This window comes from Variovorax sp. P4_B10 (assembly GCF_056402375.1).
Map to the genome: position 1 here is coordinate 23,900 of NZ_JBFUHN010000044.1, position 22,288 is coordinate 46,187.

Here is a 22,288-nt window from a genome sequence, read left to right on the forward strand (position 1 = left end):
GCTGCATGCCCTGGCACGCCCGTCTCCATCTCGACTACCGACAAGAAGCCGCTCGCACCGTCGCCCGCTTTCGCCACGACGGGCCGCTGCGCATCCTGCAGAGCCTGTACCCCGAAGGCGATGCGATCTGCCACAACGTGCTGGTGCATCCGCCGGGCGGTCTTGTCGGCGGCGACACGCTCGACATCGACATCGAGGCCGCCGATGGCAGCCACGGCCTGATCACCACGCCTGGCGCGTCGCGCTTCTACCGCTCCGAAGGCGAGCTGGCGCTGCAGCGCACGCGCATCCGGCTGGCCAAGGGCGCGCGGCTCGAATGGCTGCCGCTCGAGGCCATCTGCTACAGCGGCTGCCAGGCCGAGAACCGTCTGTCGATCGAAGTCGAACCTGGCGCCGAGATGATCGGATGGGACGTGACCGCACTCGGCCTGCCGAACGCCAACCAGCCGTTCGAGCGCGGAACCTATCTGCAGCACATCGAAGTGCCTGGTGTGTGGCTGGAGCGCGGGCGCATCGATGCGTCCGACCACAGGCTGCTGCAAAGCCCGCTGGGTTTTGGCGGCCATCGGTGTATCGCGTCGCTGTTCTTCGTGTCGGGCTCGCCGGCGACGCGGGCGCGGCGAGAGGCCCTGCTCGCGCATGCGCGCAGGCTGCTCGAAGCGCACGGCCTGTCCGACAGCGCCGGTGCGACCAGCCCGCATCCGGAGATCGTGGTGCTGCGCGTGCTGGCGCCTGTGGTGGAGCCTGCGATGCAGTTGCTGCGGCAGGTCTGGCAGGCCTGGCGTGCCGAGTTGTGGCAACTGCCTGCGAGCTCTCCGCGCATCTGGGCCACCTAGCGTTTCAAGCCGGCATGTCGGTGCGCGGCAATCGCAGGTGCTTCTTCAGCGTCTCGAACACCTGCCGCGTGACCGGATTCACCACATGGCTGCGCACATACAGGTAGTAAGCCAGATCGGGCAACCGCGGCATGCCGTCGCCCGCACCCAGCACGCGCAGGCCCGCATCCAGCTGCTCGACCCCACGCGCCGTCACTCCCAGCCCGGCCCGCAGCGCCGCCTTGATGCCGATCAGGCTCGACGAGGTGTAGCGGGGCGTCCAGGCCACGCCCGCCGCATCCAGCGCCTCGTGCCCGATGCGTCTGAAGATGCTGGGCCCGTCCGCCATGATCAGCGGCACCGGCTTCGTCGGGTCGTGCACGTAGCTGGCAGCACACAGCCACACGGTGGGCGAATTGCGCAGCACCACGCCTTCGAACTGCGGATCGGCGCGGTTGGAAATGATCATGTCGACCTCACCGCTCTTGAGCGAGGTCATCAGGTAGGGACTGCGGCCGATATGAATGTCGAGCTGCAGCAGCGGCGAGGTGCGCGCCACCTCGGTCAGCAACAGCGGCAGCATGGTCTCGGCCACGTCGTGCGGCGCGCCGATGCGCAGGTTGCCTTCGAGCTGGCCCTGACGCAGGCTGCGCAGCGCCTCGTCGTTGAGCGCCAGCATGTGGTGCGCATAGGTGAGCAGCCGTTCGCCGTGCTCGGTCAGCCGCTTCTGCCGGCCCTGCTTGACGAACAGCGGATGGCCGATCTGCTCTTCCAGCCGCTGCATCTGCTGCGTGACGGCCGACTGCGTGCGTCCCAGGTGAACGGCGGCCGCGGCAAAGCTGTGGTGGCTGACGACAGCCGCGAAGGAGCGCAGCAGTTCGAGATCGAGCGTTGGCATACATTAATTTTATTGATGTGTTTCGTGCGCCGCTTGGATTGTTGCGTCACGCGGCCGTCACTACAGTGAATGCACACGAAACAGGCAACCCCACTGGAGAACACCGCATGAGCACCCCATCCGAGCAACGCCGCCGGGCCGTCGAGTCGTCCATCGGCGCCATGAAGAAAGCCATCGGCGGCGCTGAACCAACCCGCGAAAAGCTCGACGCGGTGCTCGATTCGCTGCAAGGCCTGGCCGCCCACACCGAATACTGGGGCGCCGCCGACTATCCGCCGCCCGAGGCCGGCGAGCACCAGGCCCGCTACCTGATCGCCGAAGACCCGGACCAGAGCTATGCGCTCTACCTGAACGTGATGCGTCCGGGCAAGAAGATCGTGCCGCACAACCACACGACCTGGGCTTGCATTGCCGCCGTGGAAGGCACCGAGCACAACCGGGTGTACGAGCGCCGCGACGACGGCTCCGTGCCTGGCGTCGGCAAGCTCGAGGAGACGGCGCTGGTCGTCGTTGCGCCGGGCAAGGGCATCGCGCTGATGCCTGAAGACATTCATTCGGTCGAGATCCAGGGCGAGCAGGTCATTCGCCACCTGCACATGTACGGCCGCGCGCTCGAGACGCTGAACCAGCGCACCGCGTACGACCTCGAGGCCGGCACGCACCAGACGATGGGCATCGGCGTTCAGACACGCCGCTAGGCGCCCTCCTTCAACCTCCTCTTTTTTCATGCGGGCCGTGCCGAGCGCGGCCTCGCAGGACCTCGTTCGTCCCAACGGCTTGCTTCCAATGACCTCCTTCATCGACCCGAAGACCCTCAAATCCTGGCTGCACGACGGCGGCGAGATCGCGCTGCTCGATGTGCGCGAGCACGGCCAGTACGGCGAAGCGCACCTGTTCTACGGCATCCCCCTGCCCTTCAGCCGCCTCGAGATCGACGCGCCGCGCCTCGTGCCGCGCCGCAGCGTGCGGGTGGTGGCGTACGGCGATGGTGAATCCGACGTGGCCGAACGCGCGGCCGAGCGGCTCGCCGTGCTGGGCTACACCGACGTGCACGTGCTGCAGGGCGGCGCCCCCGCCTGGAAGGCCGCGGGCTACGTGCTCTTCGCGGGTGTCAACCTGCCTTCGAAAACCTTCGGCGAACTGGCCGAAGAGGTCTACCACACGCCCCGCGTCAGCGCCGACCAGCTGGCCGAGATGCTGGCGCGCAAGGACAAGGTCGTGGTGCTCGACGGCCGGCCGGTCGGCGAGTTCCACAAGATGAACATCCCGGGCGCCACCTGCTGTCCCAACGGTGAGCTGGCCTACCGCGTCCGCCAGCTGGTGCCCGACACCACCACGCCCATCGTCATCAACTGCGCAGGGCGCACGCGCAGCATCATCGGCGCGCAGACGCTCATCAACCTCGGCCTGCCCAACCCGGTCTATGCGCTGGAGAACGGCACGCAGGGCTGGTACCTGGGCGATCACGCGCTGGCGCACGGCGGCACGCAGCGCTATGCAGCCGACAGCGGCAACACCGACCTGCGCCCCGCGGCGAAGGCGTTGGCCGAACGCTTCGACGTGCCCACGGTGACGGCGCAGACGGTGCAGCAATGGGCGGCCGACACAAGCCGCAGCCTGTTCCTCTGCGACGTGCGCACCCCCGAAGAATTCGCGGCCGGCAGCCTGCCCGGCGCGCAGCACACGCCCGGCGGCCAGCTGATGCAGGCCGGCGACCAGTACGTCGGCGTGCGCGGTGCGCGGCTCGTGCTGCTCGACAACGACGGCGTGCGTGCGCCCACCATCGCGAGCTGGCTGCGGCAGATGGGGCATGACGCGAGCGTGCTCGAAGGCGGGCTCGCGAGCGGGCTGTCGCTGGCACCTGCTGCGATGCCGGCCGCACCTGCGCTGGCCACCATCGACGCACAAGCGCTGTCCGCCCGGCTCGCGCAAGGCGACGTGGCACTGGTCGACCTGCGTGCGAGCATGCAATTCCGCGCCGGCCACATTGCGCAGGCCGGCTGGTCGATCCGCCCTCGCCTCGCTGGCGACGTGAAGAATGAAACGCGCCAGCTCGTGCTGGTCGCCGACGACGCCGCGCTCGCCGCATGGGCCGCCGCCTCCGAACTCGCCGGCCATTCGCCCGCGCCGCTGCTGCTCGAAGGCGGCATGGCCGCCTGGCGCGCCGCCGGCCTGCCGGTCGAAGCCACGCCCGACCTGCCTGCCGACGCCGCCTGCATCGACTACCTGTTCTTCGTGCACGACCGGCACGACGGCAACAAGGAAGCCGCACGCCGCTACCTCGCCTGGGAAACCGGCCTGGTCGCGCAGCTCGACGCGCGGGAGCGCGCCGCCTTCCGGTTGCCCTCCGCTGCTTCGCACGCCTAGTTCTTTTTTCTTTCCGCCCGTCGTTGTCCGTTCCTATTCCAGGAGTCCTGCCATGTCGTCTGCCATCCGCATTCCGCACCTTGCCCGTCTCGCCGTCGCTGCCGCATGGCTCGCGGCGCTGGCCCTGCAGCCCGCCTCGGCCGACCCGCTGCCCGCGCGCAACGGCTTCCCGTCGCAGACGATCAAGTTCATCTCGCCCTTCCCGCCGGGCGGCGGCAACGACGCGACGGCGCGGCTCGTGACCACGCGCCTGCCGGAAATCATGGGACAGGCCGCGGTGGTCGACAACCGCGGCGGCGCGGGCGGCAACATCGGCGCCAAGACGGTGGCCGACGCCAAGCCCGACGGTTACACCGTGCTCACCTCGCAGGTGTCGATCATGGCGGTGAACCCCACGCTCTATGCCTCGGCCGGCTTCGATCCGGTCAAGAACTTCATCCCGATCACGCAGATCAACGCCGCACCGCTCGCGCTGGTGGTGGATGCCAATTCGTCGCTCAAGAGCTTCGCCGACCTCGCCGCGAAGGCCAAGGCCAGCCCCGGCAAGGTGACCTACGCCACGCCGGGCAATGGCACGCTCTCGCACCTCGTCGGCGTGGTGCTGTCGAAGGACAGCGGCGTCGACATGACGCACGTGCCCTACAAGGGCGCCGGCCCCGCGCTGACCGATCTGCTCGGCGGGCAGGTCGACGTGCTCGTGACCTCGACCGCCTCGGTCGCCGGCCTCGTGCAGAACGGCAAGCTGCGCGTGCTGGCGGTGACCAGCCCGCGCCGCATCGGCGTGTTCGCCAAGGTGCCGACGCTGGAAGAGCTGGGCTATGCCGGCGCCCGCTTCGAGGACTGGTACGGCTTCTTCGCACCGGCCGGCACGCCGCCCGAACGCGTGGCCTACCTGAACGAAGCCATCGTGCGCACGCTGCGCCTGCCCGAAGTGACCAAGCTCGTGAACGATGGCGGCAGCGAAGTGGTGGCCAACTCGTCGGAAGCCTTTGCCGCGCAGTTGCGCCAGGACATCGACCGCTGGTCGCGTATCGTCAAGCTTTCCGGCGCGAAGGCGGATTGACGCACCCTAGAGGCTCCCGGCCCACGCCCGATTGAACACCATGTCCGACCCGCACAAAGAAGACCCCGCTGCACAGGCCCTCGACACCCGGCTCACGCGCACCGGCAAGGCGCCGGCGTATTTCGGCGGCATACCTGTCAACACGCCGCTGGTGCGTGCCAGCACCGTGCTGTTCGACAGCGTGGCCGCGATGCGCGACACGCGCGCGCGCCGTGGCGAGGAACGGGCCTTCAGCTACGGCGCACGCGGCACACCGACCACCTTCGCGCTCGAAGACGCGGTGAGCGAACTCGAAGGCGCCTACCGCACGCGCCTCTTCCCCACGGGCCTCGCGGCCATCGGCATGGTGCTGCTGTCGTACCTGAAGCCCGGCGACCATGTGCTGATGTCCGACAGCGTGTACGAGCCGACGCGCAACCTCGTGCATTCCTTCCTCGAACCGTACGGCATCCGCAGCACCTTCTTCGCGGCGGACGGCGGTGGCATCGAAAAACTGTTCGAGCCCACCACGCGGCTGGTGTACGCCGAATGCCCCGGTTCGCTGGTCTACGAGATGTGCGACCTGCCGAAGCTGGCCGCGCTGGCCCACGCGCACGGCGCGCTGCTCGCGGCCGACAACACCTGGGGGTCGGGCGTGCAGTACCGGCCTCTTGAATTGGGCGCGGACATCTCCACGATGGCGGCCACCAAATACCTGTCGGGCCATTCGGACGTGATGATGGGCACCGTCGCCACCACGCGCGAAGCCTGGCAGCCGCTGAACGAGCGCTGCGATGCCTTCGGCATGACCGTGAGCCCCGACGATGCATGGCTGGTGCTGCGCGGCATGCGCACGCTGTCGGCACGGCTGCAGATGCACGAGCGGCATGCGCTCGAAGTGGCGCACTGGCTCCAGGCGCGGCCCGAGGTGGCGGCGGTGTTCTGTCCTGCGCTGCCGCAGCATCCGGGGCATGACATCTGGAAGCGCGACTGCCGCGGGACCAACGGGCTCGTCTCGTTCGAGTTCAAGCCGGGCATCGAGAACGCGGCCGTCGAGCGCTTCGTCGATGCGCTTTCGCTGTTCGGCCGGGGCTCGTCGTGGGGTGGCTACGAAAGCCTCGTGGCCTGGGCCAACATGCGCGCGGCGCGCAGCGTGACGGACTGGCGCCAGCGCGGCGCGGTCGTCCGGCTGCACGTCGGGCTCGAAGCACCTTCGGATTTGCTGGGTGACCTGGCGCACGGGTTTGCGGCCATGGGCGCGGCGCGATGAGGCGCTTTTTTTCAATGCCCGCCTGGGCCCTGGCGGTGCTCTTTGCCGGCAGCGCTTCTGCTCACGCGCAAGACTTGAAGGACCCTCTCAGGTTCAGCAGCTACCCCGTCGCTTTGCAGAGCGGTCCACCGCACGGCATCGCTGCCGAACCCATTCTCGGCAGCAAGAAGGCCAAGCAGTACCGCAGCGTCATTCGCGCGGAGTTTCATCAACCCGCCAATTTTGCAGGCCACTACCGCGTCGCCATCTGGGGATGCGGAACGGATTGCCGCGACTTCGCAATCCTCGACAAGAAGACCGGCAAGGTCTACACGATGCCCGGCGTCGACGAGATCGCCGGTGTGATGGGCAGCGATGACGAACGTGTCGACTTCAGGCTGGACAGCAGGCTGCTCGTGATTTCCGGCTGCTTCAACGACGACTGCATTCCGGACAACACACGCAACAACCCGAAGGCCGGCAAGTACCATTATTTGTGGAACGGCAAGAAGCTCCAGTTGATCCACACGTCGCCGCTGCCCGGCCAACCGTCGTGATGCGCTCCGTATTTCGTGCTGCGCTTGCCCTGACCGTCTTCACCGCCGCCTGGCTGATCACTCCACAGGCCTGCGCCAAGGAAGATGGCTCCGAGTTCATCGGCATCTTCGCTCCCAGCGACGAGATCGAGCCGATCTTCAAAATCACCAGGAGCGGCGGCCAGCTGGCGGTGCACATCCAGCAAGACGACGAGTCTTGTGGCTGGCTGCCGCTGACCGGTGCCGACGGCCAAGTCGAACAGGCGCGGCTGACCGGAAAAACCGAATTGGGCAAGCTCCTCAACCGCGCGGCGTCGGGCCAGGTTCAAGCGATCGCCATGGGCAGCTGGGGCGTTATCTACCGCGCGCCCAAAGGATGGCGACTGAACGAAGATTTCAGGACGCGGACCGGCTTCTTCGTCACGTTCGCGCCCGCCTCGGGGGACACCCCGACGCCTCACGATTTCCGGAAAGTGCATCTCAAGCCAGGCTGTCGATAGCCCATCCAAGCTCGCGGTCGGTGGTAGACGCTCTTGATCGAGGCCTGGTCCGCGGGAACGGGCAGGTTTGGGGCAAGAACGCGTTGCCACCCTCTGGCATCTTGCCCTAACATCTCGCCCGCGGTGCAAGCCGCGCCCGGGCCCGCGGGAAGGGTTGAACCCACTTGCTTTCGCACGCTGCTGCGCTGTCGCGCAGCGCCATCCACCAGCTCCTTTGTGCAGCCGGAATTGCGGGTCTTCGGCTCTTCATGCACGGAGGTTTTATGAAGCGCATTCCCGCACGGCCGGATCTCGGCCATCTCAAGAAGCAAGCCAAGGAGTTGCTTGCCGGCTACCGCAGCGGCGACCCCGCCGCCCTCGCCCGATTCCGCGACTCACTGCCCGCTGCCGCAAGCAAGGACGACTCCGTCATTGCCGCGCTCGGATTGCGCCTGCACGACGCGCAGTCGTGCCTGGCGCGCGAATACGGCTTTCTTTCGTGGACAGATCTGCAGAGCTTCGTTCTCGCCCGCATCGCGCAGGCGAACGACCCGACCCGCGCCGTGCTGCTCTGGCTGCGCGCCGCCTATGCAGGCGAAGTCTCGGGCGGCAACAACCTGGCCAGGCCTGCGCTGGCCACGCGCCTGCTCGAAGAAAGCCCAGGCCTCCTGGGCGACGACCCCTACCTCGCCTGCGCCACCGGCGACGCCGACGTGCTGCGCCAGGCGATCGCGCGCGATCCGGACTGGGTCCGGCGCGCGGGCGGGCCGCTCCTGCTGCCGCCGCTCAATGCGGTGGCGTGCTCCAGCCTGGTGCAGTTGCCGACCTTTCGCGACCGCCTGCGCGCCTGCGCCAAGCTGCTGCTCGACGCCGGTGCCGATCCGAACCAGGCCATCGGCAGCCGCTGGCCGCCCGCCTCGCTCGACGCGCCGTCGGAGGAATTCAAACTGTCCGCGCTGTACGGCGCAGCCGGACAGAACCGCGACGTGGAAATCACGCGGCTGCTGCTGGACGCCGGCGCCAACCCGAACGACGGCGAATCGCTCTACCACTCGCTCGAAGAACCCGCCTGCACGCGCCTGCTGTTGAAGGCCGGCGCGCGCGTCGGCGGCACGAATGCGCTCTATCGCGTGCTCGATCTCGAGCAGCTCGAATCGCTGCGACTGCTGCTCGCCCACGGCGGCGATCCGAACGAGGCCGCGCCCGGGGAGCCCACGAGCAGTTGGGGACGGCCGCTGCTGTGGGCCATCCGGCGGCGGCGCTCGGCCGCGCACATCGAGGCGCTTCTGGACGCGGGCGCCGATGCGTCGGCGCGCACGCCTGAGGGCATCGATGCGCACACGCTGGCACTGCGTTTCGGGCTGACGGAGGTGGCCCAACTGCTCGCACATCGGATCGGCGGGAATGCGCAGTTGCCGCTCGACGAGCAGTTCGTCGCGGCATGCGCGCGCGGCGATGGACCCACTGCACGACGCCTCCATGAAGAACATCCTCGGGTGCTTTCCATACTGTCTCCCGCGCAACTGCGCTTGCTCCCCGAACTGGCCGCGCAGCCGGGCTGCGGCGAGGCCGTGCAGCTGATGGTCGAGCTCGGCTGGCCGATCACCACGACCGGCGGCGACTGGGACGCCTCGGCGCTGAACCAGGCGGTGTTCCGCGGCGATGCGGCGCTCGCGCGCTTCCTGCTCGCGCACGGTGCGACGTGGACCGAGCAGCACGGCTTCGGCGACAACGTGTGCGGCTCGCTGTCGTGGGCTTCGCTCAACCAGCCCACCGACGACGGCGACTGGGTCGGCTGCGCCGAGGCGCTGGTCGCGCATGGCTTGCCCGGCGCGCAGCCCGACCCGGGCGGCTCGGACGGCGTGATCGTCGATGGGCGGCTCAAGTGGTTCTCCGACGAGGTGACCGACTTCCTTCTCGGCGCGTCCAGGGCGCCATGACCTGAATGGGCAGGCGCGCGGACCTTCGTGGCCGCGCGCCCTGCTTCATCGGATCGGGGCACCTCAGTCGCAAGCCGTCACGCCCGCGGGCGAATTGCGCAGCCGGTTGAGAAAGGTGAGCTGCACCTTCGCCGTATCGCTCCCTTGCATCGCGGCCTGACGCATCCACATCCGCGCCTCGCAGCGATCGGCCCTCACGGCCATGCCATAGAGCACCGGCCCGGTGAGCAGCACCATACCGAGCATCTCCTGCGCCTCGGCATCGCCCTGTGTGGCGGCCTGGCGGAGCAGTTCGAGCATCGAGCGGTAGTCGCGGGCGGTCTGGGCTTCCAGCGCGAGCTGGAACCGCTGCGCCGCGTGAAGATCGGCGCCCTCTTCCAAGGGTCCCGCCACGGAGAGTGCGGCCGTCAGGCACAGTACGCCCGACAGGAAGACGCGCCAGCGCAGCGACCAGCTTGCAATCTGGTTGAGTTCGGATGCCATCGATGTTCTCCATACGTCAGTGATATGGATGGCATCGTGGCTCTGTCGCCCCGAAAAAAGAACTCGGAATTCACGCAGGCCGCCTCAGTCGACGCCTGAGCCTTCCGCCCTCGGACGCTCTCAGAGCTTGTCTACGGCCTATGTGGGGCCACGTTGGGGCGCTGCCGTTCAGGGGGCAATCACGCCGACGGTGTGATCGCTCAGAGCACTGGTTGATCGGCCGCAAACCAGCAGCGTGCCCTCGTGCACAGGGCACCGGGTGCTCCCCGCAGCGAAATAAAGGAGGAGCGAAGCGGGGGACATTCGCGGAGGGGAGTACCCGGTGGCCTGTGCACGCGCCCCGAATGGCCCGCACACCACGCCGCGCAACTCCCCCCAACAGGCATCTGCATGGTCCCAAATAGAAATCGCAGACAGGCTCTCAGAACTTCGCGGTCAGCCCCACCTGCAGCTCGCGCCCCGGTCCCGGCATGATCAGGTTGTCCACGCTGCCGTGCGCGGAGACGTAGTACTTCCTGCCGGTGATGTTCTTCAGGTTCACGGACAGCTCGTAGCGCCCGGTCTTGTAGCTGGCCGCAAGGTCGGCCGTGACGTACGAAGGCAGCGTCACCAGGTTGCTGAGCGAGGCATAGCGCGCGGCCACGTAGTTCACGCCGCCGCCGGCGCTCAGGCCGTCGCCCAGGTCCTTCATGAGCCACACGAAAGCCGAGTGCCGCGGCGTGAGCGGCGCCACCTTGCCCTGCACCGGCATCGCAGCCCCGATGGGCAACTGCAGCGAACTCACCGTGGCCAGCGACTTGACCATGCGGCCGTCCAGGTAGGCGTAGCCCGCGCTGATGTCCCAGCGCCCCGGCAGCTTGCCGGCCAGCGCGAGCTCCATGCCGTTGGTGCGCTGCGTGCCCACGTTGATCTGCTGCGCCGGGTTGGCCGGATCGGTGTTCTTGATGCCCGAGCGCTCCAGGTTGAAAAGCGCCGCCGTGAGGTTGAGCGAGCCGTCCAGGAAGTCGAGCTTGGCGCCGATTTCCTTGTTCACCGTGATCTCGGGCTCGTTGGCGGCGTTGCCGGCCGACAGCGCGAAGGTCTCGGCCGAAGGCTGGAACGAGCGGCTGTACGACACGTAGTAGGACTGCGTGTCGGTCGGCTGCCAGACCACGCCCGCGCGCGGGCTGAACTTGCGGTCGGTGCGCGAAATCGGTGCCAGCGTGCGCTCGAAGGAAGTCTCCTGGCCGAACACGTCGTAGCGCCCGCCGATCAGCGCCTTCCACTGCGGCGCCAGCGTGATCTGGTCCTGCGCGTACAGCGCGGCTGTCTTGAAGGTGGAGTTGCTCGGAATGGCGCTGCTGGCCTGGTAGCTCGCGAACGGAATGGGCGCAGGCGCGGCCACCGGATTCAGGATGCTCACGCGCTCATAGCCGGTGGCCGAAGACACCGAGTACAGGCGCTTGTCCTGCTTGCCGAATTCCGCGCCGACCAGCCACTCCTGCTTGAAGCCGCCGAGGTCGTTGCGCCAGGTCAGGTCGGTCTGGTTGAACCAGCCGCTCTCGTCGCGGTCGACAAACCCGCGGGTGCGGCCCACGGTCATGCGCACCGGGTCGGTGGTGCCGCTGGGCAAGGTGTTGAAGCGGTCGAGCTTGTAGCTGTAGTAGCGGGTGGTGTTGCGCAGGCCCAGCGTGTCGCTGAAGCGGTGGTTGAGCGTTGCGGTGAAGGACTGCACCCGCGTCGTGGTGGTGTCGTCGCGCTTCGCGAAGGCGGAGCCGTAGTAGGTGCCGATGGGCACGTTGACCGGCCGGCCGTTGAGCGCCGGAATGCCGAAGTCCGTCAACCGCTGGTCGTAGGCGTTGGTGTACTGCAGCAGCAGGTCGGTCTGCGGGCTGAACTTCATCGCCAGCGAAGGCGCGATGTTGTAGCGATCGATGAACTGCTGGTCGCGGTAGCTGCCCGATTTTTCGCGYGCGACATTGAGGCGGAACGCCATGTTCTCGCCGATGGGCGTGTTGAGATCGGTGGTCAGCCGCTTGAAGTCGTGGCTGCCCAGGCCGAGCGAGACCTCGCCGAAGGGACGCTCGAAGATGGGCTTCTTCGTCACGCGGTTGACCAGGCCGCCCGACGAGCCCCGGCCGTACAGCACCGCGGCCGGCCCCTTCAGCACCTCGATGCGCTCCGTGTCCGACAGGTCGCGGAAATACAGCGCGTCATCGCGCACGCCGTCCACGAACCAGTCGGCGATGGCCGTGAAGCCGCGGATCACCACCTGGTCGCGCTGGCCATCCCCGGCGTTGAAGGAAACGCCGGGTGCATTGCGCAGCGCGTCCTGCATCGAGGTCGCCCCCTGGTCGCGCAGCAATTGCGCCGGCAGCACGTTGACGGCCTGCGGAATGTCGCGCAACGGCGCGGTGCCCTTGGTGGCGGTGCTGCCGGCGGCAGGGGCGTAGCCGGTGTCCTGTTCGGCGTTGACGATCACCTCCTGGAGCGCGGTGGTGCCCTGCGCCTGCGCGGCACAGTGCAGGAAGGCCAGGGCGGCGACGAACAGGGGCTGGTGGCGCAGGCGCGGCGCATGCGAACGGACGGACATGAGATTTCCTTCAGGGGGCGACAACGGAATCGCGAAGCGACATGCCGCCTCGCCATCGACCGGATGGCGAAACGCATGTGCCCTGCCTGGAAAAATCTGGGTTGGGTACCCTCTGGCCGACCCGCGCTGGCGCAGAGGCCAGGGAGCAGCAGCAAAGGGGATCGCATCGCGCGACCCCGGAATTCTATGCGGCGGTGCCGCTCGAAAAGCGCCCGGTCAGTTGGCGCTCAGGTCCATCAGCATGCGCGACAGCAGGTAGAGCCGCGGCACCACGCTTTCGACCTCCGCATATTCCTCCGGCGTGTGGATGCCGCCGCCCACGATGCCGAAGCCGTCGAGCACCGGCACGCCCACACCCGCCACCAGGCTGGCGTCGGCCGCGCCGCCGCTGCTCTCGATGGTGAGCTTCTTGCCGATCTCGGCGTAGATGCCCTCGGCCATGCGGACCAGCTTGTCCGACGCGGCGGAGCGCGGCATCGGCGGCAAGCCGCGGACGAGGCGCACGCGCACCTCGGTCTCGGGGATCAGCTTGTTCTGCGAGATGCGAACCAGGTCCTTCTCGACGCGGTCGAGCTCTTCCGGCGTGGCGGCGCGCACGTCGCCCTTGGCGCTTGCGGTGGCGGGAATCACGTTGGTCGGGCCGTTGGCCGTGAGCACCGTGAAGTTCACCGTGGTCTTCTTCGCGGCATCCGCCGTCTTCGAGAGCTGCAGCACCTGGTGCGCCACTTCCATCGCCGCGTTGCGGCCGGCTTCGGGCGCCACGCCGGCGTGCGCGGCCAGTCCCTTCACTTCGACGAGCGCCGTGGCCGAGCCCTTGCGTTCCACCACGAGGCCGTCGGCGGGACGGCCGGGCTCCAGGTTCAATGCCACGTCGTTCTGCTTGGCGATGCGCTCGATCAGCGCGCTGGTGCCGACCGACCCCACCTCTTCGTTCGTGTCGATCAGGAAGGTGATCTGCCCATAGTCCTTGAAGCCGATCTGCTGCAGGATCTTCAGCGCCTGGAGCCCGGCGACGACGCCGCCCTTGTTGTCCATCACGCCGGGGCCGTAGGCACGCCCGTCCTTGATGTAGAACGGCTTGGCCGCGGCCGTGCCTTCCTTGAACACGGTGTCGATGTGGGCGAGGATCAGGATCTTCTTCTTGCCCTGGCCGGTCAGCGTGGCGACCACGTTGGTGCCGGGATGCGGGTCCGCCGGAAAGGTCTCGATGCGCGCGCCGAGCTTGCGCAGTTCCTCGACGGCAATTTCACGAACCTTGTCGAGCCCCTCGGTGCTGGCCGACCCGGAGTCGATGTTGACCATGCGCTCCAGCAGCTTGAGCGCCTCGTCCTTCTGCTGCGTCGCCGCGTCCAGCGCACCCTGGTGCGGCTTCTGGGCCATGGCGTTGCCCGCCAGCAGTGCGCAGGCCAGCACCACGCCGTGACAGGCGGTGCGCAGCGGCGCGGATTTCGTGAAGGGGAGGCGCGTGTGCAGAGTCATAGGGTCCGTTCTGTTGTTCGTCCGGGTGTCCGGTGGAAAGACGCCCGCTCCTCGCGGGCGCCGCAGGCTATCACCCGCGTTCCGCGCGGGTCAAGCGAACAACGAACGGAACAGGCCTCGCCACCTAACAGCAGCGCCCCTTGCCCGCCCCATAGCGCGCCTCCAGCCGTTCGCGGAAGAAGGCCTCGTAGCTCATCGGCGGCTGGTCCGGATGCGTGGCCGCCATGTGGGTCAGGTAGGCGTCGTAGTCGGGCATGCCGACCATCAGCCGCAGCGACTGCTTGAGCGAGCGGGCGAAGTACCGCCCGGCTTCCGGCATGGCGAGGCCCATGGCTGCGCTGCTCAGCGCGCCGCCGATGCGGCGAGCGGCTCGAACGGCGTCTCTTTCGTGGTCGGCCGGTTGGCCACGCGCGCCGCGAGGCAGGCCTTGATGCTGTAGACCAGCACGCTCAGCACCACGAACATGAAGAGCGCGCACAGCGCCGCATCGAGACGGTCGTTGAAGACGATGCGCGACATGGCCTCGGGCGTCTTGGCCGGCGCCACCAGCACGCCGTTGGCCAGGCCGTCGACGTACTTCGCCGCGTGCGAGAGGAAACCGATCTTCGGATCGGGCGAGAAGATCTTCTGCCAGCCCGCCGTGAGCGTGCAGGCCAGCAGCCATGCGGCCGGCGCAATCGCCACCCATGCATAGCGCTCGCGCTTCATGCGGAACAGCACCACCACGCCGAGCAGCAGCGCCACCGCGGCCAGCATCTGGTTGGAGATACCGAACAGCGGCCACAGCGTGTTGATGCCGCCCAGCGGATCGACCACGCCCTGGTAGAGGAAGTAGCCCCAGGCCGCCACGCACAGCGCCGTGGCCACGAGATTGGCCGGCAGCGAATCGGTGCGCTTGAGCGCGGGCACGAAACTGCCCAGCAGGTCCTGCAGCATGAAGCGGCCGGCGCGGGTGCCGGCGTCCACGGCCGTGAGGATGAAGAGCGCCTCGAACAAGATCGCGAAGTGGTACCAGAAGGCCATCATGGCCTGCCCGCCGATCACCTGGTGGAGGATGTGGGCCATGCCCACCGCCAGCGTCGGTGCGCCGCCGGCGCGGCCGAGGATGGTGGTTTCGCCCACGTCCTTCGCGGTCTGCAGCAGCATCTCGGGCGTGATCACGAAGCCCCAGCTCGAGATGGTCTGCGCCGCCTGCTGCGCGGTGCTGCCCACCAGCGCGGCCGGGCTGTTCATCGCGAAGTAGATGCCGGGCTCGATGCACGAGGCCGCCACCAGCGCCATCACGGCGACGAAGGATTCGGCCAGCATGCCGCCGTAGCCGATGAAGCGCGCGTGGCGCTCGTTGTCGAGCATCTTGGGCGTGGTGCCCGAGGAGATCAGCGCATGGAAGCCCGACACCGCGCCGCAGGCGATGGTGATGAAGAGGAACGGGAACAGGCTGCCCGACCACACCGGCCCGCCGCCCTGCGCAAACTGCGTGATGGCCGGCATCTGCAGCGTCGGCATCACGAACACGATGCCGATGGCCAGCGCGATGATCGTGCCGATCTTCAGGAAGGTCGACAGGTAGTCGCGCGGTGCAAGCAGCAGCCACACCGGCAGGCTGGCGGCGACGAAGCCATAGCCCACGAGCATCCAGGTCAGCGCCTTGCCGTCGAAGGTGAAGAGCGGCGCCCATTCGGGGCTCTGGCTCACGGCCTGGCCGCCGAAGATGGCGAGCATCAGCAGCACGAAGCCGATCAGCGACACCTCGCCGATGCGCCCCGGACGGATGTAGCGCAGGTACACGCCCATGAACAGCGCCACCGGAATCGTGGCCGCCACCGTGAAGGTGCCCCACGGCGATTCGGCCAGGGCCTTCACCACGATCAGCGCCAGCACCGCGAGGATGATGATCATGATCATGAAGGTGCCGAACAGCGCGATCATGCCCGGCACCGCGCCCATCTCCTGCTTGACCAGGTCCCCGAGCGAGCGGCCGTCGCGCCGCGTGGAGATGAACAGGATGATGAAGTCCTGCACCGCCCCCGCGAACACCACGCCCGCCAGCACCCACAAGAGGCCAGGCAGGTAGCCCATCTGCGCGGCGAGCACCGGGCCCACCAGCGGACCGGCACCTGCGATGGCCGCGAAGTGATGGCCGAACAGCACGTTCTTGTCGGTGGGCACGTAGTCGAGGCCGTCGTTGTGGCGGTGCGCCGGCGTCTTGCGGTTCCCGTCCAGACCCAGTACCTTGTCGGCAATGAAGAGGCTGTAGTAACGGTAGGCGATCAGGTAGGTGCAGATCGCGGCGGCCACCACCCAGAGGGCGTTGACGCTTTCGCCTCGGGTGAGGGCCACCGTGCCGAGCGCGAACGCGCCGACGACGGCCACGACCAGCCACACCAGGTGGCGTCGGATGCTTTGCATGCGGATGTCTCCATTATTTCGAACCCGCAAAGTGTTCCCGGCCGGGGTCGTGCTGCCATCCGTCAGACCGCGTGGAAAGGGTGCGTGGCTTTGCTTAATGGAAAACCCTTGCGGCGTGAGACCGACAGGGCACCAGGGGCCCCACCGAAAAAGCTCGCACTTTTAACAAATGTGATAAATTCACATTTATAACAATATGACACATCTCCACCGGGATCCACGATGAACCAGCATGCGTGCGCGCGGAAACGCGGCGGCTTCACATTGATCGAATTGATGATCACGGTCGCAGTGATAGCCATTCTCGCGGCCATCGCATTGCCGAGCTATACGCAATACGTCATTCGCTCCAAGCGTTCCGCCGCGCAGGCGCAGATGATGGACATCGCCAACCGGCAGCAGCAGTTCCTCATCGCCAACCGGAACTACGCCGACAAGACCGCCCTGACCGCCAGCGGCTACGCGCTCCCTTCGGAAGTCGCCAGCAACTACAGCTACGACGTCACCCTGTCGACCACCGGCGTTCCCGGGTTCACGCTGACCCTCACCCCGCTCGGCACCCAGGCGAGCGACGGTGCGCTCACCCTCAACAGCGAAGGCGTGAAGACGCCTGCCGGCAAATGGTGAAGACAAAGCCTGCCCGCTCCCGGCCGCTGCGTGCCCAGCGCGGCACCACGCTGATCGAAGTGCTGGTCACGGTGATCGTCCTGGCGTTCGGGCTGTTCGGCCTCGTGGGCCTGCAGGCCCGCCTGCAGGCATCGGAAATGGAGTCCTACCAGCGTTCGCAGGCCCTGATCCTGCTGAACGACATGGCCAGCCGCATCGCGATCAATCGCCGGATGGCCTCGAGCTACGTCACGAGCGCGCCGCTGGGCGGCGCCGCCGTGTGCCCGACATCGACGGGCACGCGCCAGCAGACGGACGCCACCGAGTGGTGCAACGCCCTGCAGGGCGCGGCCGAAACCTCCGGCAACAGCAAGCTCGGCACGGTGGTCGGCGGGCGCGGCTGCGTGGAAGACCTGGGCAACAACGAATACCTCGTCACGGTCGCGTGGCAGGGCCTGGTGCCGATCGCCGCGCCGCCGGCCGGCGTGGCCTGCGGCAAGGACCTCTACGACAGCACCGCCGTCGGCGCGCGCTGCGTGAACGACCTGTGCCGCCGGACCGTGACCACGCTGGTGCGCATCGGGGCGCTCTCATGACGTCGCCGCGAATCCGCCAACGCGGGCTGACGCTGATCGAACTGATGGTGTCGATCACCATCATGCTGATCATCATCGCGGCCCTGCTCACGCTGTTCCTCAACGTGAGCAACACCCAGCGCGAGATGGAGCGCGTCAACCGCCAGATCGAAAGCGGCCGGCTCAGCATCTTCGTGCTCGAGAACGAGGTCGCGCACGCGGGCTTCTGGGAAAACTACATGCCCCAGTTCGACGACCTCACCATCAACGGCGCTCCCGAGAACGTGCCCACCGGCACCCCGCCCGACCCCTGCCTGGCCTACACGGTCGCGACCTGGACCGACGACTACAAGCGCCAGCTGCTCGACATCCCGGTGCAAAGCTACGAGAGCGTCCCCGCCAGCTGCACGGACCTGCTGAAGAACAAGAAGGCCAACACCGACATCCTGGTGGTGCGGCACGCCGAGACATGCCTGCCCGGCACACCCAACTGCGAGGCCGACACCGCCGGCAAGCTGTACTTCCAGTCGTCCCTCTGCGGCACGCAGAAGCCCTCTTCATTCGACCTCTCCACGGCGGGCTTCACCAACATGCTGGGCAAGGACTGCACGACACCGACGCCCAAGCGCAAGTTCATTGCGGACATCTACTACGTGCGCGACTACGCCGAGACGGTGGGCGACGGCGTCCCCACGCTGGCGCGCTCGCGTTTCGACCTCGCGGGCGGCACGCTGGCGCAGCAAGCCCCGGTGCCGCTGATCGAGGGCGTCGAGGGCTTCCGCGTCGAGCTGGGACTGGACACGCTGGGCAAGACCAGCGCCGCCGCCAACTACACCGTGCCGATCGCCTGGGCCGACGCGAGCAACAGATCCACGCYGTCCAACCGCGGCGACGGCAGCCCCGACGGCAACTTCGTGCATTGCAGCGCGGCCGCGCCCTGCACTGCCGACCAACTGATCAACGTGGCGGCGGTCAAGCTCCATGTGCTGGCGCGCAGCAACGAGATTTCGCCCGGCCACACCGACACGCGCACCTACAACCTGGGCGCGGCGACGCTGGGCCCGTTCAACGATCACTACAAGCGGCACGCGTTCGCCACCACGGTGCGCCTGACCAACGTGACCGGCCGGAGAGAAACGCCATGAAGCGCATGCCGTCCACCAATGCCTCCCAGCGGGGCGCGGCGCTGATCATCGGGATGATCATGCTGCTGCTGATCACGCTCACCGTTACCGCGGCCTTCAACCTCAGCGGCTCCAACCTCAGGGCCGTGGGCAACCTGCAAACCCGCAACGAAGCCGTCGCCGCGGCCAACCGCGCGATCGAGGAGGTCGCGAGCAGCCTGCTGGTGCCGGGCTCCGACGGCACCCCTTCGACCGTGGCGCCCCAGGGCACCGTGAGCATGGTCGACATCAACAACGACGGCAGCGCCGACTACATCGTGTCGGTCGCCGCGCCGGTCTGCGTGCGCGCCACCAAGGCCACCGACTCCGGCGGGGGCGGCGTGACCGGCCCGAGCGGCATCACCGGCGGCGCCTCCAGCAGCGGTTCGGGTCTTTCCGCCCTGCCCGATCAATACAACTCGGTCTGGGACATCAGCACCACCGTGACGGAGGCCGCCGGCAGCAACACCGGCGCCACCACGGCCGTGCGCCAGGGCGTTCGGGCGCTCCTGAACAAGGCGCAGTTCGAAGCCCTGTGCGCCACGCCCCCAGCACTCCCATGAACCATGACGACGAACGGGTCCGCACCATGACAAGGAAATTCTTCGCCCCCCTGTGGGCCGCCGCGCTGCTGGCCTTGCCGCTGTGCCCGGCACACGCGGAGGACATCGACCTCTTCGTGGGCTACAACCAGACCGCCACGCAGGCACCGAACGTGCTGTTCGTGCTGGACAACACGGCCAACTGGAACCAGCCCTTCACCGCCGAGCTCACCGCGCTCGCCAAGGCCTTCGAAAGCCTGCCGACCAACAAGTTCAAGGTCGGCCTGATGATGTTCAGCGAGACCGGGGGCGGCAATTCGAATGCCGACGGCGGCTACGTGCGCGCCGCGGTGCGCATGCTGGACGACGGCACCAAGGTGAAGTACGGCGCCATGATCCGCAACCTGGACAAGCTCAAAGACAAGTCCAACGGCGGCAAGGCCGGCAAGACCATGGCCGAGGTCTACCGCTACCTCGCCAGCGGCACGCCGATCGCGGGCAACAACAAGCTCAAGGCCGACTACAGCGGCAACGTCTACGTCTACAACGGCACGGACGCGTCGTCCAAGGACGTCTGGGCCCTGCCGCGCAACGCGCTCAATGCGATCAACAGCACCACCTACGTCGGCCCGAGCACCGAGAACTGCATCGGCACCTACGTCATCTACATCAGCAACGGCGCGGCACAGGACAACACCAACGACAGCCAGACCTCGGCCGAGGCCCTGCGCGCGGCCGGCGGCAGCACGGCGGCCATTCCCCTGAGCCCCAGCGGCTCGCAGGACAACACGGCCGACGAGTGGGCGCGCTTCCTGCAAACCAGCATGGGCGTGAAGATGTACACCATCGAGGCCGCCAAGGCCTCGGGCGGCCAGGGCCCCGGCTGGACCGCGCTGCTCAACAGCATGGCCACCCAGAGCAAGGGCGAGTACTACGACCTCTCGCTCAAGCCCGACCTCGGCGCCGCGCTGGGCGCGACGCTCGACGACATCTTCAGCAAGATCCAGTCGGTCAACAGCGTGTTCTCTTCCGTGAGCCTGCCCGTCAGCGTGAACACGCAGGGCACCTACCTGAACCAGGTGTTCGTCGGCATGTTCCGCCCCGACCAGGACGCGTTTCCGCGCTGGAACGGCAACCTCAAGCAGTACAAGCTGGGGCTCGACAGCAACAACCAGCTGATCCTGCAGGACGCCGCCGGCGCCAACGCGGTCAACAACCAGACGGGCTTCGTCGCCCCCTGCGCCCGGAGCTACTGGACGCCCGTGCCGAGCGATACCGACACCTACTGGAGCTTCCGCCCCTCCGGCGACTGCCTGGGCAAGGAAGCGGCCGACAGCCCCGACGGCAACGTCGTGGAAAAAGGCGCGCAAGGCTACATGCTGCGCCGCCTTGCCGTGGCCAACCGCAACATGAAGACCTGCGCACCCGGCAGCTGCACGGCACTGACCGCCTTTGCCGGCGGCAACGCGGCCATCAGCCAGGCGGCCCTGGGCGTGACCAGCGACACCGACCGGACCAACCTGATCGACTGGGTACGCGGCCTCGACAACAAGGGCGACGAAAGAACCGACGCCAGCGGCAACCCCCTGACCTCCACCGCCATGCGCCCCTCCGTGCACGGCGACGTGGTGCATTCGCGCCCCGTGGCCGTCAACTACGGCACCGACGCCGCGCCCCAGGTGGTGGTGTTCTATGGCGGCAACGACGGCGTGCTACGGGCCATCAACGGCAACCGCAGCACGGCCATCGGCTCGGCCGCGGCGGGCGACGAACTGTGGTCTTTCGTGCCGCCGGAGTTCTACGGCAGCCTCAAGCGGCTGTACGACAACAGCACCCGCATCAACTTTCCCGGCCTGCCGGTCAGCGTGGGCGCCGTCGCACCCAAGCCCTACGGCATGGACGGCGCGGTGTCGGCGTACCGCCGCGACACCAGCGCATGGCTGTTCGCCAGCATGCGCCGGGGCGGCCGGCTGATCTATGCCTTCGACGTCTCCAACCCGGCAGCGCCGTCGCTGAAGTGGCGCAAGGGTTGCCCGAACCAGGACAACGACACCGGCTGCGACAGCGGCTTCGACGGCATCGGCCAGACCTGGTCGGCGCCGAAAGTGGTGAAGTCGACCGGCTACGGCGCCGGCAACACCCCGCTGCTGATGTTCGGCGGCGGCTACGACAAGTGCGAAGACGTCGATGCCAACGCGGCCGTCCAGGCCTGCGGCACCAGCACCAAGGGCAACAGGATCTACGTGCTCGACGCCGACACCGGCACGCGCCTCAACATGTTCACGACCGACCGCGCGGTGGCCGGGGAAATCACCGTCATCACCGACAGCCTTGGCCTGGCAAGGATCGCCTACGCCGCCGACCTGGGCGGCAACGTCTACCGCATCGCCATCGGCGACGCGTCGCCGGGCAGCTGGACCATGACCAAGATCGCCTCGCTCGGCTGCGATACCGTGACCACCTGCACGCCCAACCGCAAGTTCATGTTCGGCCCCGACGTGGTGGAAGACAACGGCGTCTACGTGCTCCTGCTGGGCTCGGGCGACCGCGAAAAGCCGCTGCGCTACTACAGTGCCGCGCTCAGCGTGGCCAACCGCTTCTACATGCTGGTGGACAAGCCCTCCGACACCGCCTGGCTGAGCGCCGAATCGACGAATTGCGCAAGCGCCGTGCTGTGCCACGCCTCGCTGCAGGCCATCACCGGCACGGCCACCCCCACCGCCACCGACCTCGCGAACAAGAAGGGCTGGTACCTCGCGCTCGCCGCCGGCGAACAGGTGGTCACCGGCTCGGTGACGGCGTACGGCGTCACCACCTTCAACACCCACACCCCGACCGACCCGAGCGTGCGGCAATCGTGCCGGGCCGACCTGGGCACGGCCAACGTCTACAACGTGTCGTACGCCAACGCGGCGCCCCAGGGCACCAGCGGCCGCTTCCAGAATGTGGTGGGCGGCGGCCTCGCCCCTTCGCCCGTGGTGGGCCGGGTGCAGCTGGACGACGGCAGCATGCGCGACGTGGTGATCGGCGCCAACCCCGACTCCTTCCTCAGCCCGAAGGGCGCCACGCCCAAGGCGGCCTTCAAGCAGCCCAAGGGCCGGGTCTACTGGTTCATCCAGAAGTAGGCGGCGGT

At 67.8% G+C, this 22,288-nt stretch carries 19 protein-coding genes; 13 read left to right on the forward strand and 6 right to left on the reverse strand.

Features of this window, described 5'->3' with window-relative positions:
- Positions 1-5: 5 nt before the first annotated feature.
- Positions 6-836, forward strand: coding sequence for an urease accessory protein UreD (locus tag AC1DXX_RS20230; RefSeq protein ID WP_478135997.1), 831 nt, complete (start codon positions 6-8; stop codon positions 834-836).
- A 4-nt stretch (positions 837-840) separates the two neighbouring features.
- Here AC1DXX_RS20230 and AC1DXX_RS20235 read toward each other — a convergent pair whose 3' ends face one another.
- Positions 841-1,713, reverse strand: a complete 873-nt coding sequence (locus AC1DXX_RS20235) for a LysR substrate-binding domain-containing protein (RefSeq protein ID WP_478135998.1) — start codon at positions 1,711-1,713, stop codon at positions 841-843.
- Between the two features lie 107 nt (positions 1,714-1,820).
- Here AC1DXX_RS20235 and AC1DXX_RS20240 point away from each other — a divergent pair, with 107 nt between their 5' ends.
- From AC1DXX_RS20240 to AC1DXX_RS20270, 7 genes are all read left to right on the forward strand, one after another.
- Complete coding sequence (locus tag AC1DXX_RS20240; RefSeq protein ID WP_478135999.1) at positions 1,821-2,411, forward strand: cysteine dioxygenase family protein; 591 nt, start codon at positions 1,821-1,823, stop codon at positions 2,409-2,411.
- An 88-nt stretch (positions 2,412-2,499) separates the two neighbouring features.
- Entirely contained in the window at positions 2,500-4,080 is a 1,581-nt protein-coding gene (locus AC1DXX_RS20245) for a rhodanese-like domain-containing protein (RefSeq protein ID WP_478136000.1), read from the forward strand.
- 52 nt (positions 4,081-4,132) lie between these two features.
- Positions 4,133-5,143 carry a Bug family tripartite tricarboxylate transporter substrate binding protein gene (locus tag AC1DXX_RS20250; protein WP_478136001.1) on the forward strand — a complete coding sequence of 337 codons (1,011 nt, stop codon included), beginning with the start codon at positions 4,133-4,135 and terminating at the stop codon, positions 5,141-5,143.
- A 40-nt stretch (positions 5,144-5,183) separates the two neighbouring features.
- Complete coding sequence (metC, locus tag AC1DXX_RS20255; RefSeq protein ID WP_478136002.1) at positions 5,184-6,392, forward strand: cystathionine beta-lyase; 1,209 nt, start codon at positions 5,184-5,186, stop codon at positions 6,390-6,392.
- Positions 6,393-6,406: 14 nt separating this feature from the next.
- Positions 6,407-6,928 carry a hypothetical protein gene (locus tag AC1DXX_RS20260; RefSeq protein ID WP_478136003.1) on the forward strand — a complete coding sequence of 174 codons (522 nt, stop codon included), beginning with the start codon at positions 6,407-6,409 and terminating at the stop codon, positions 6,926-6,928.
- Entirely contained in the window at positions 6,925-7,407 is a 483-nt protein-coding gene (locus AC1DXX_RS20265; protein WP_478136004.1) for a hypothetical protein, read from the forward strand. Before AC1DXX_RS20260 ends, AC1DXX_RS20265 begins: the two co-directional genes overlap by 4 nt.
- A gap of 263 nt (positions 7,408-7,670) precedes the next feature.
- On the forward strand, positions 7,671-9,326 hold the full coding sequence (locus AC1DXX_RS20270; RefSeq protein WP_478136005.1) for an ankyrin repeat domain-containing protein: 1,656 nt from the start codon (positions 7,671-7,673) through the stop codon (positions 9,324-9,326).
- Between the two features lie 63 nt (positions 9,327-9,389).
- Here the strand turns inward: AC1DXX_RS20270 and AC1DXX_RS20275 are convergent, their stop codons facing one another.
- From AC1DXX_RS20275 to AC1DXX_RS20295, 5 genes are all read right to left on the reverse strand, one after another.
- Complete coding sequence (locus AC1DXX_RS20275) at positions 9,390-9,809, reverse strand: sel1 repeat family protein (RefSeq protein ID WP_478136006.1); 420 nt, start codon at positions 9,807-9,809, stop codon at positions 9,390-9,392.
- A gap of 421 nt (positions 9,810-10,230) precedes the next feature.
- Positions 10,231-12,381 (reverse strand): TonB-dependent receptor, encoded by a 2,151-nt coding sequence (locus tag AC1DXX_RS20280; protein ID WP_478136007.1) that lies wholly within the window; start codon positions 12,379-12,381, stop codon positions 10,231-10,233.
- A 216-nt stretch (positions 12,382-12,597) separates the two neighbouring features.
- Positions 12,598-13,860 carry a glutamate carboxypeptidase gene (locus tag AC1DXX_RS20285; protein WP_478136008.1) on the reverse strand — a complete coding sequence of 421 codons (1,263 nt, stop codon included), beginning with the start codon at positions 13,858-13,860 and terminating at the stop codon, positions 12,598-12,600.
- Between the two features lie 124 nt (positions 13,861-13,984).
- Positions 13,985-14,191, reverse strand: coding sequence for a YbdD/YjiX family protein (locus AC1DXX_RS20290; RefSeq protein WP_478136009.1), 207 nt, complete (start codon positions 14,189-14,191; stop codon positions 13,985-13,987).
- A gap of 11 nt (positions 14,192-14,202) precedes the next feature.
- The gene (locus tag AC1DXX_RS20295) at positions 14,203-16,269 is read right to left on the reverse strand and encodes a carbon starvation CstA family protein (protein WP_478136010.1); all 2,067 of its coding nucleotides are present in this window, start codon (positions 16,267-16,269) and stop codon (positions 14,203-14,205) included.
- A gap of 222 nt (positions 16,270-16,491) precedes the next feature.
- On the opposite strand from AC1DXX_RS20295, the gene AC1DXX_RS20300 reads away from it, so the two are divergent.
- Genes AC1DXX_RS20300 through AC1DXX_RS20320 form a run of 5 tightly spaced genes read left to right on the forward strand, consistent with a single transcriptional unit; the run spans position 16,492 to position 22,280 of the window.
- Positions 16,492-16,896: a type IV pilin protein gene (locus AC1DXX_RS20300; protein ID WP_478136011.1), complete on the forward strand. Its 405-nt coding sequence runs from the start codon at positions 16,492-16,494 to the stop codon at positions 16,894-16,896.
- Positions 16,890-17,471: a pilus assembly protein gene (locus AC1DXX_RS20305; RefSeq protein ID WP_478136012.1), complete on the forward strand. Its 582-nt coding sequence runs from the start codon at positions 16,890-16,892 to the stop codon at positions 17,469-17,471. Before AC1DXX_RS20300 ends, AC1DXX_RS20305 begins: the two co-directional genes overlap by 7 nt.
- Positions 17,468-18,595: a PilW family protein gene (locus tag AC1DXX_RS20310; RefSeq protein WP_478136013.1), complete on the forward strand. Its 1,128-nt coding sequence runs from the start codon at positions 17,468-17,470 to the stop codon at positions 18,593-18,595. Before AC1DXX_RS20305 ends, AC1DXX_RS20310 begins: the two co-directional genes overlap by 4 nt.
- Entirely contained in the window at positions 18,592-19,176 is a 585-nt protein-coding gene (locus tag AC1DXX_RS20315) for a pilus assembly PilX family protein (protein ID WP_478136014.1), read from the forward strand. Before AC1DXX_RS20310 ends, AC1DXX_RS20315 begins: the two co-directional genes overlap by 4 nt.
- Positions 19,173-22,280, forward strand: coding sequence for a pilus assembly protein (locus tag AC1DXX_RS20320; RefSeq protein ID WP_478136015.1), 3,108 nt, complete (start codon positions 19,173-19,175; stop codon positions 22,278-22,280). The genes AC1DXX_RS20315 and AC1DXX_RS20320 overlap by 4 nt, the downstream gene beginning before the upstream one ends.
- The last annotated feature ends 8 nt before the right edge of the window (positions 22,281-22,288 follow it).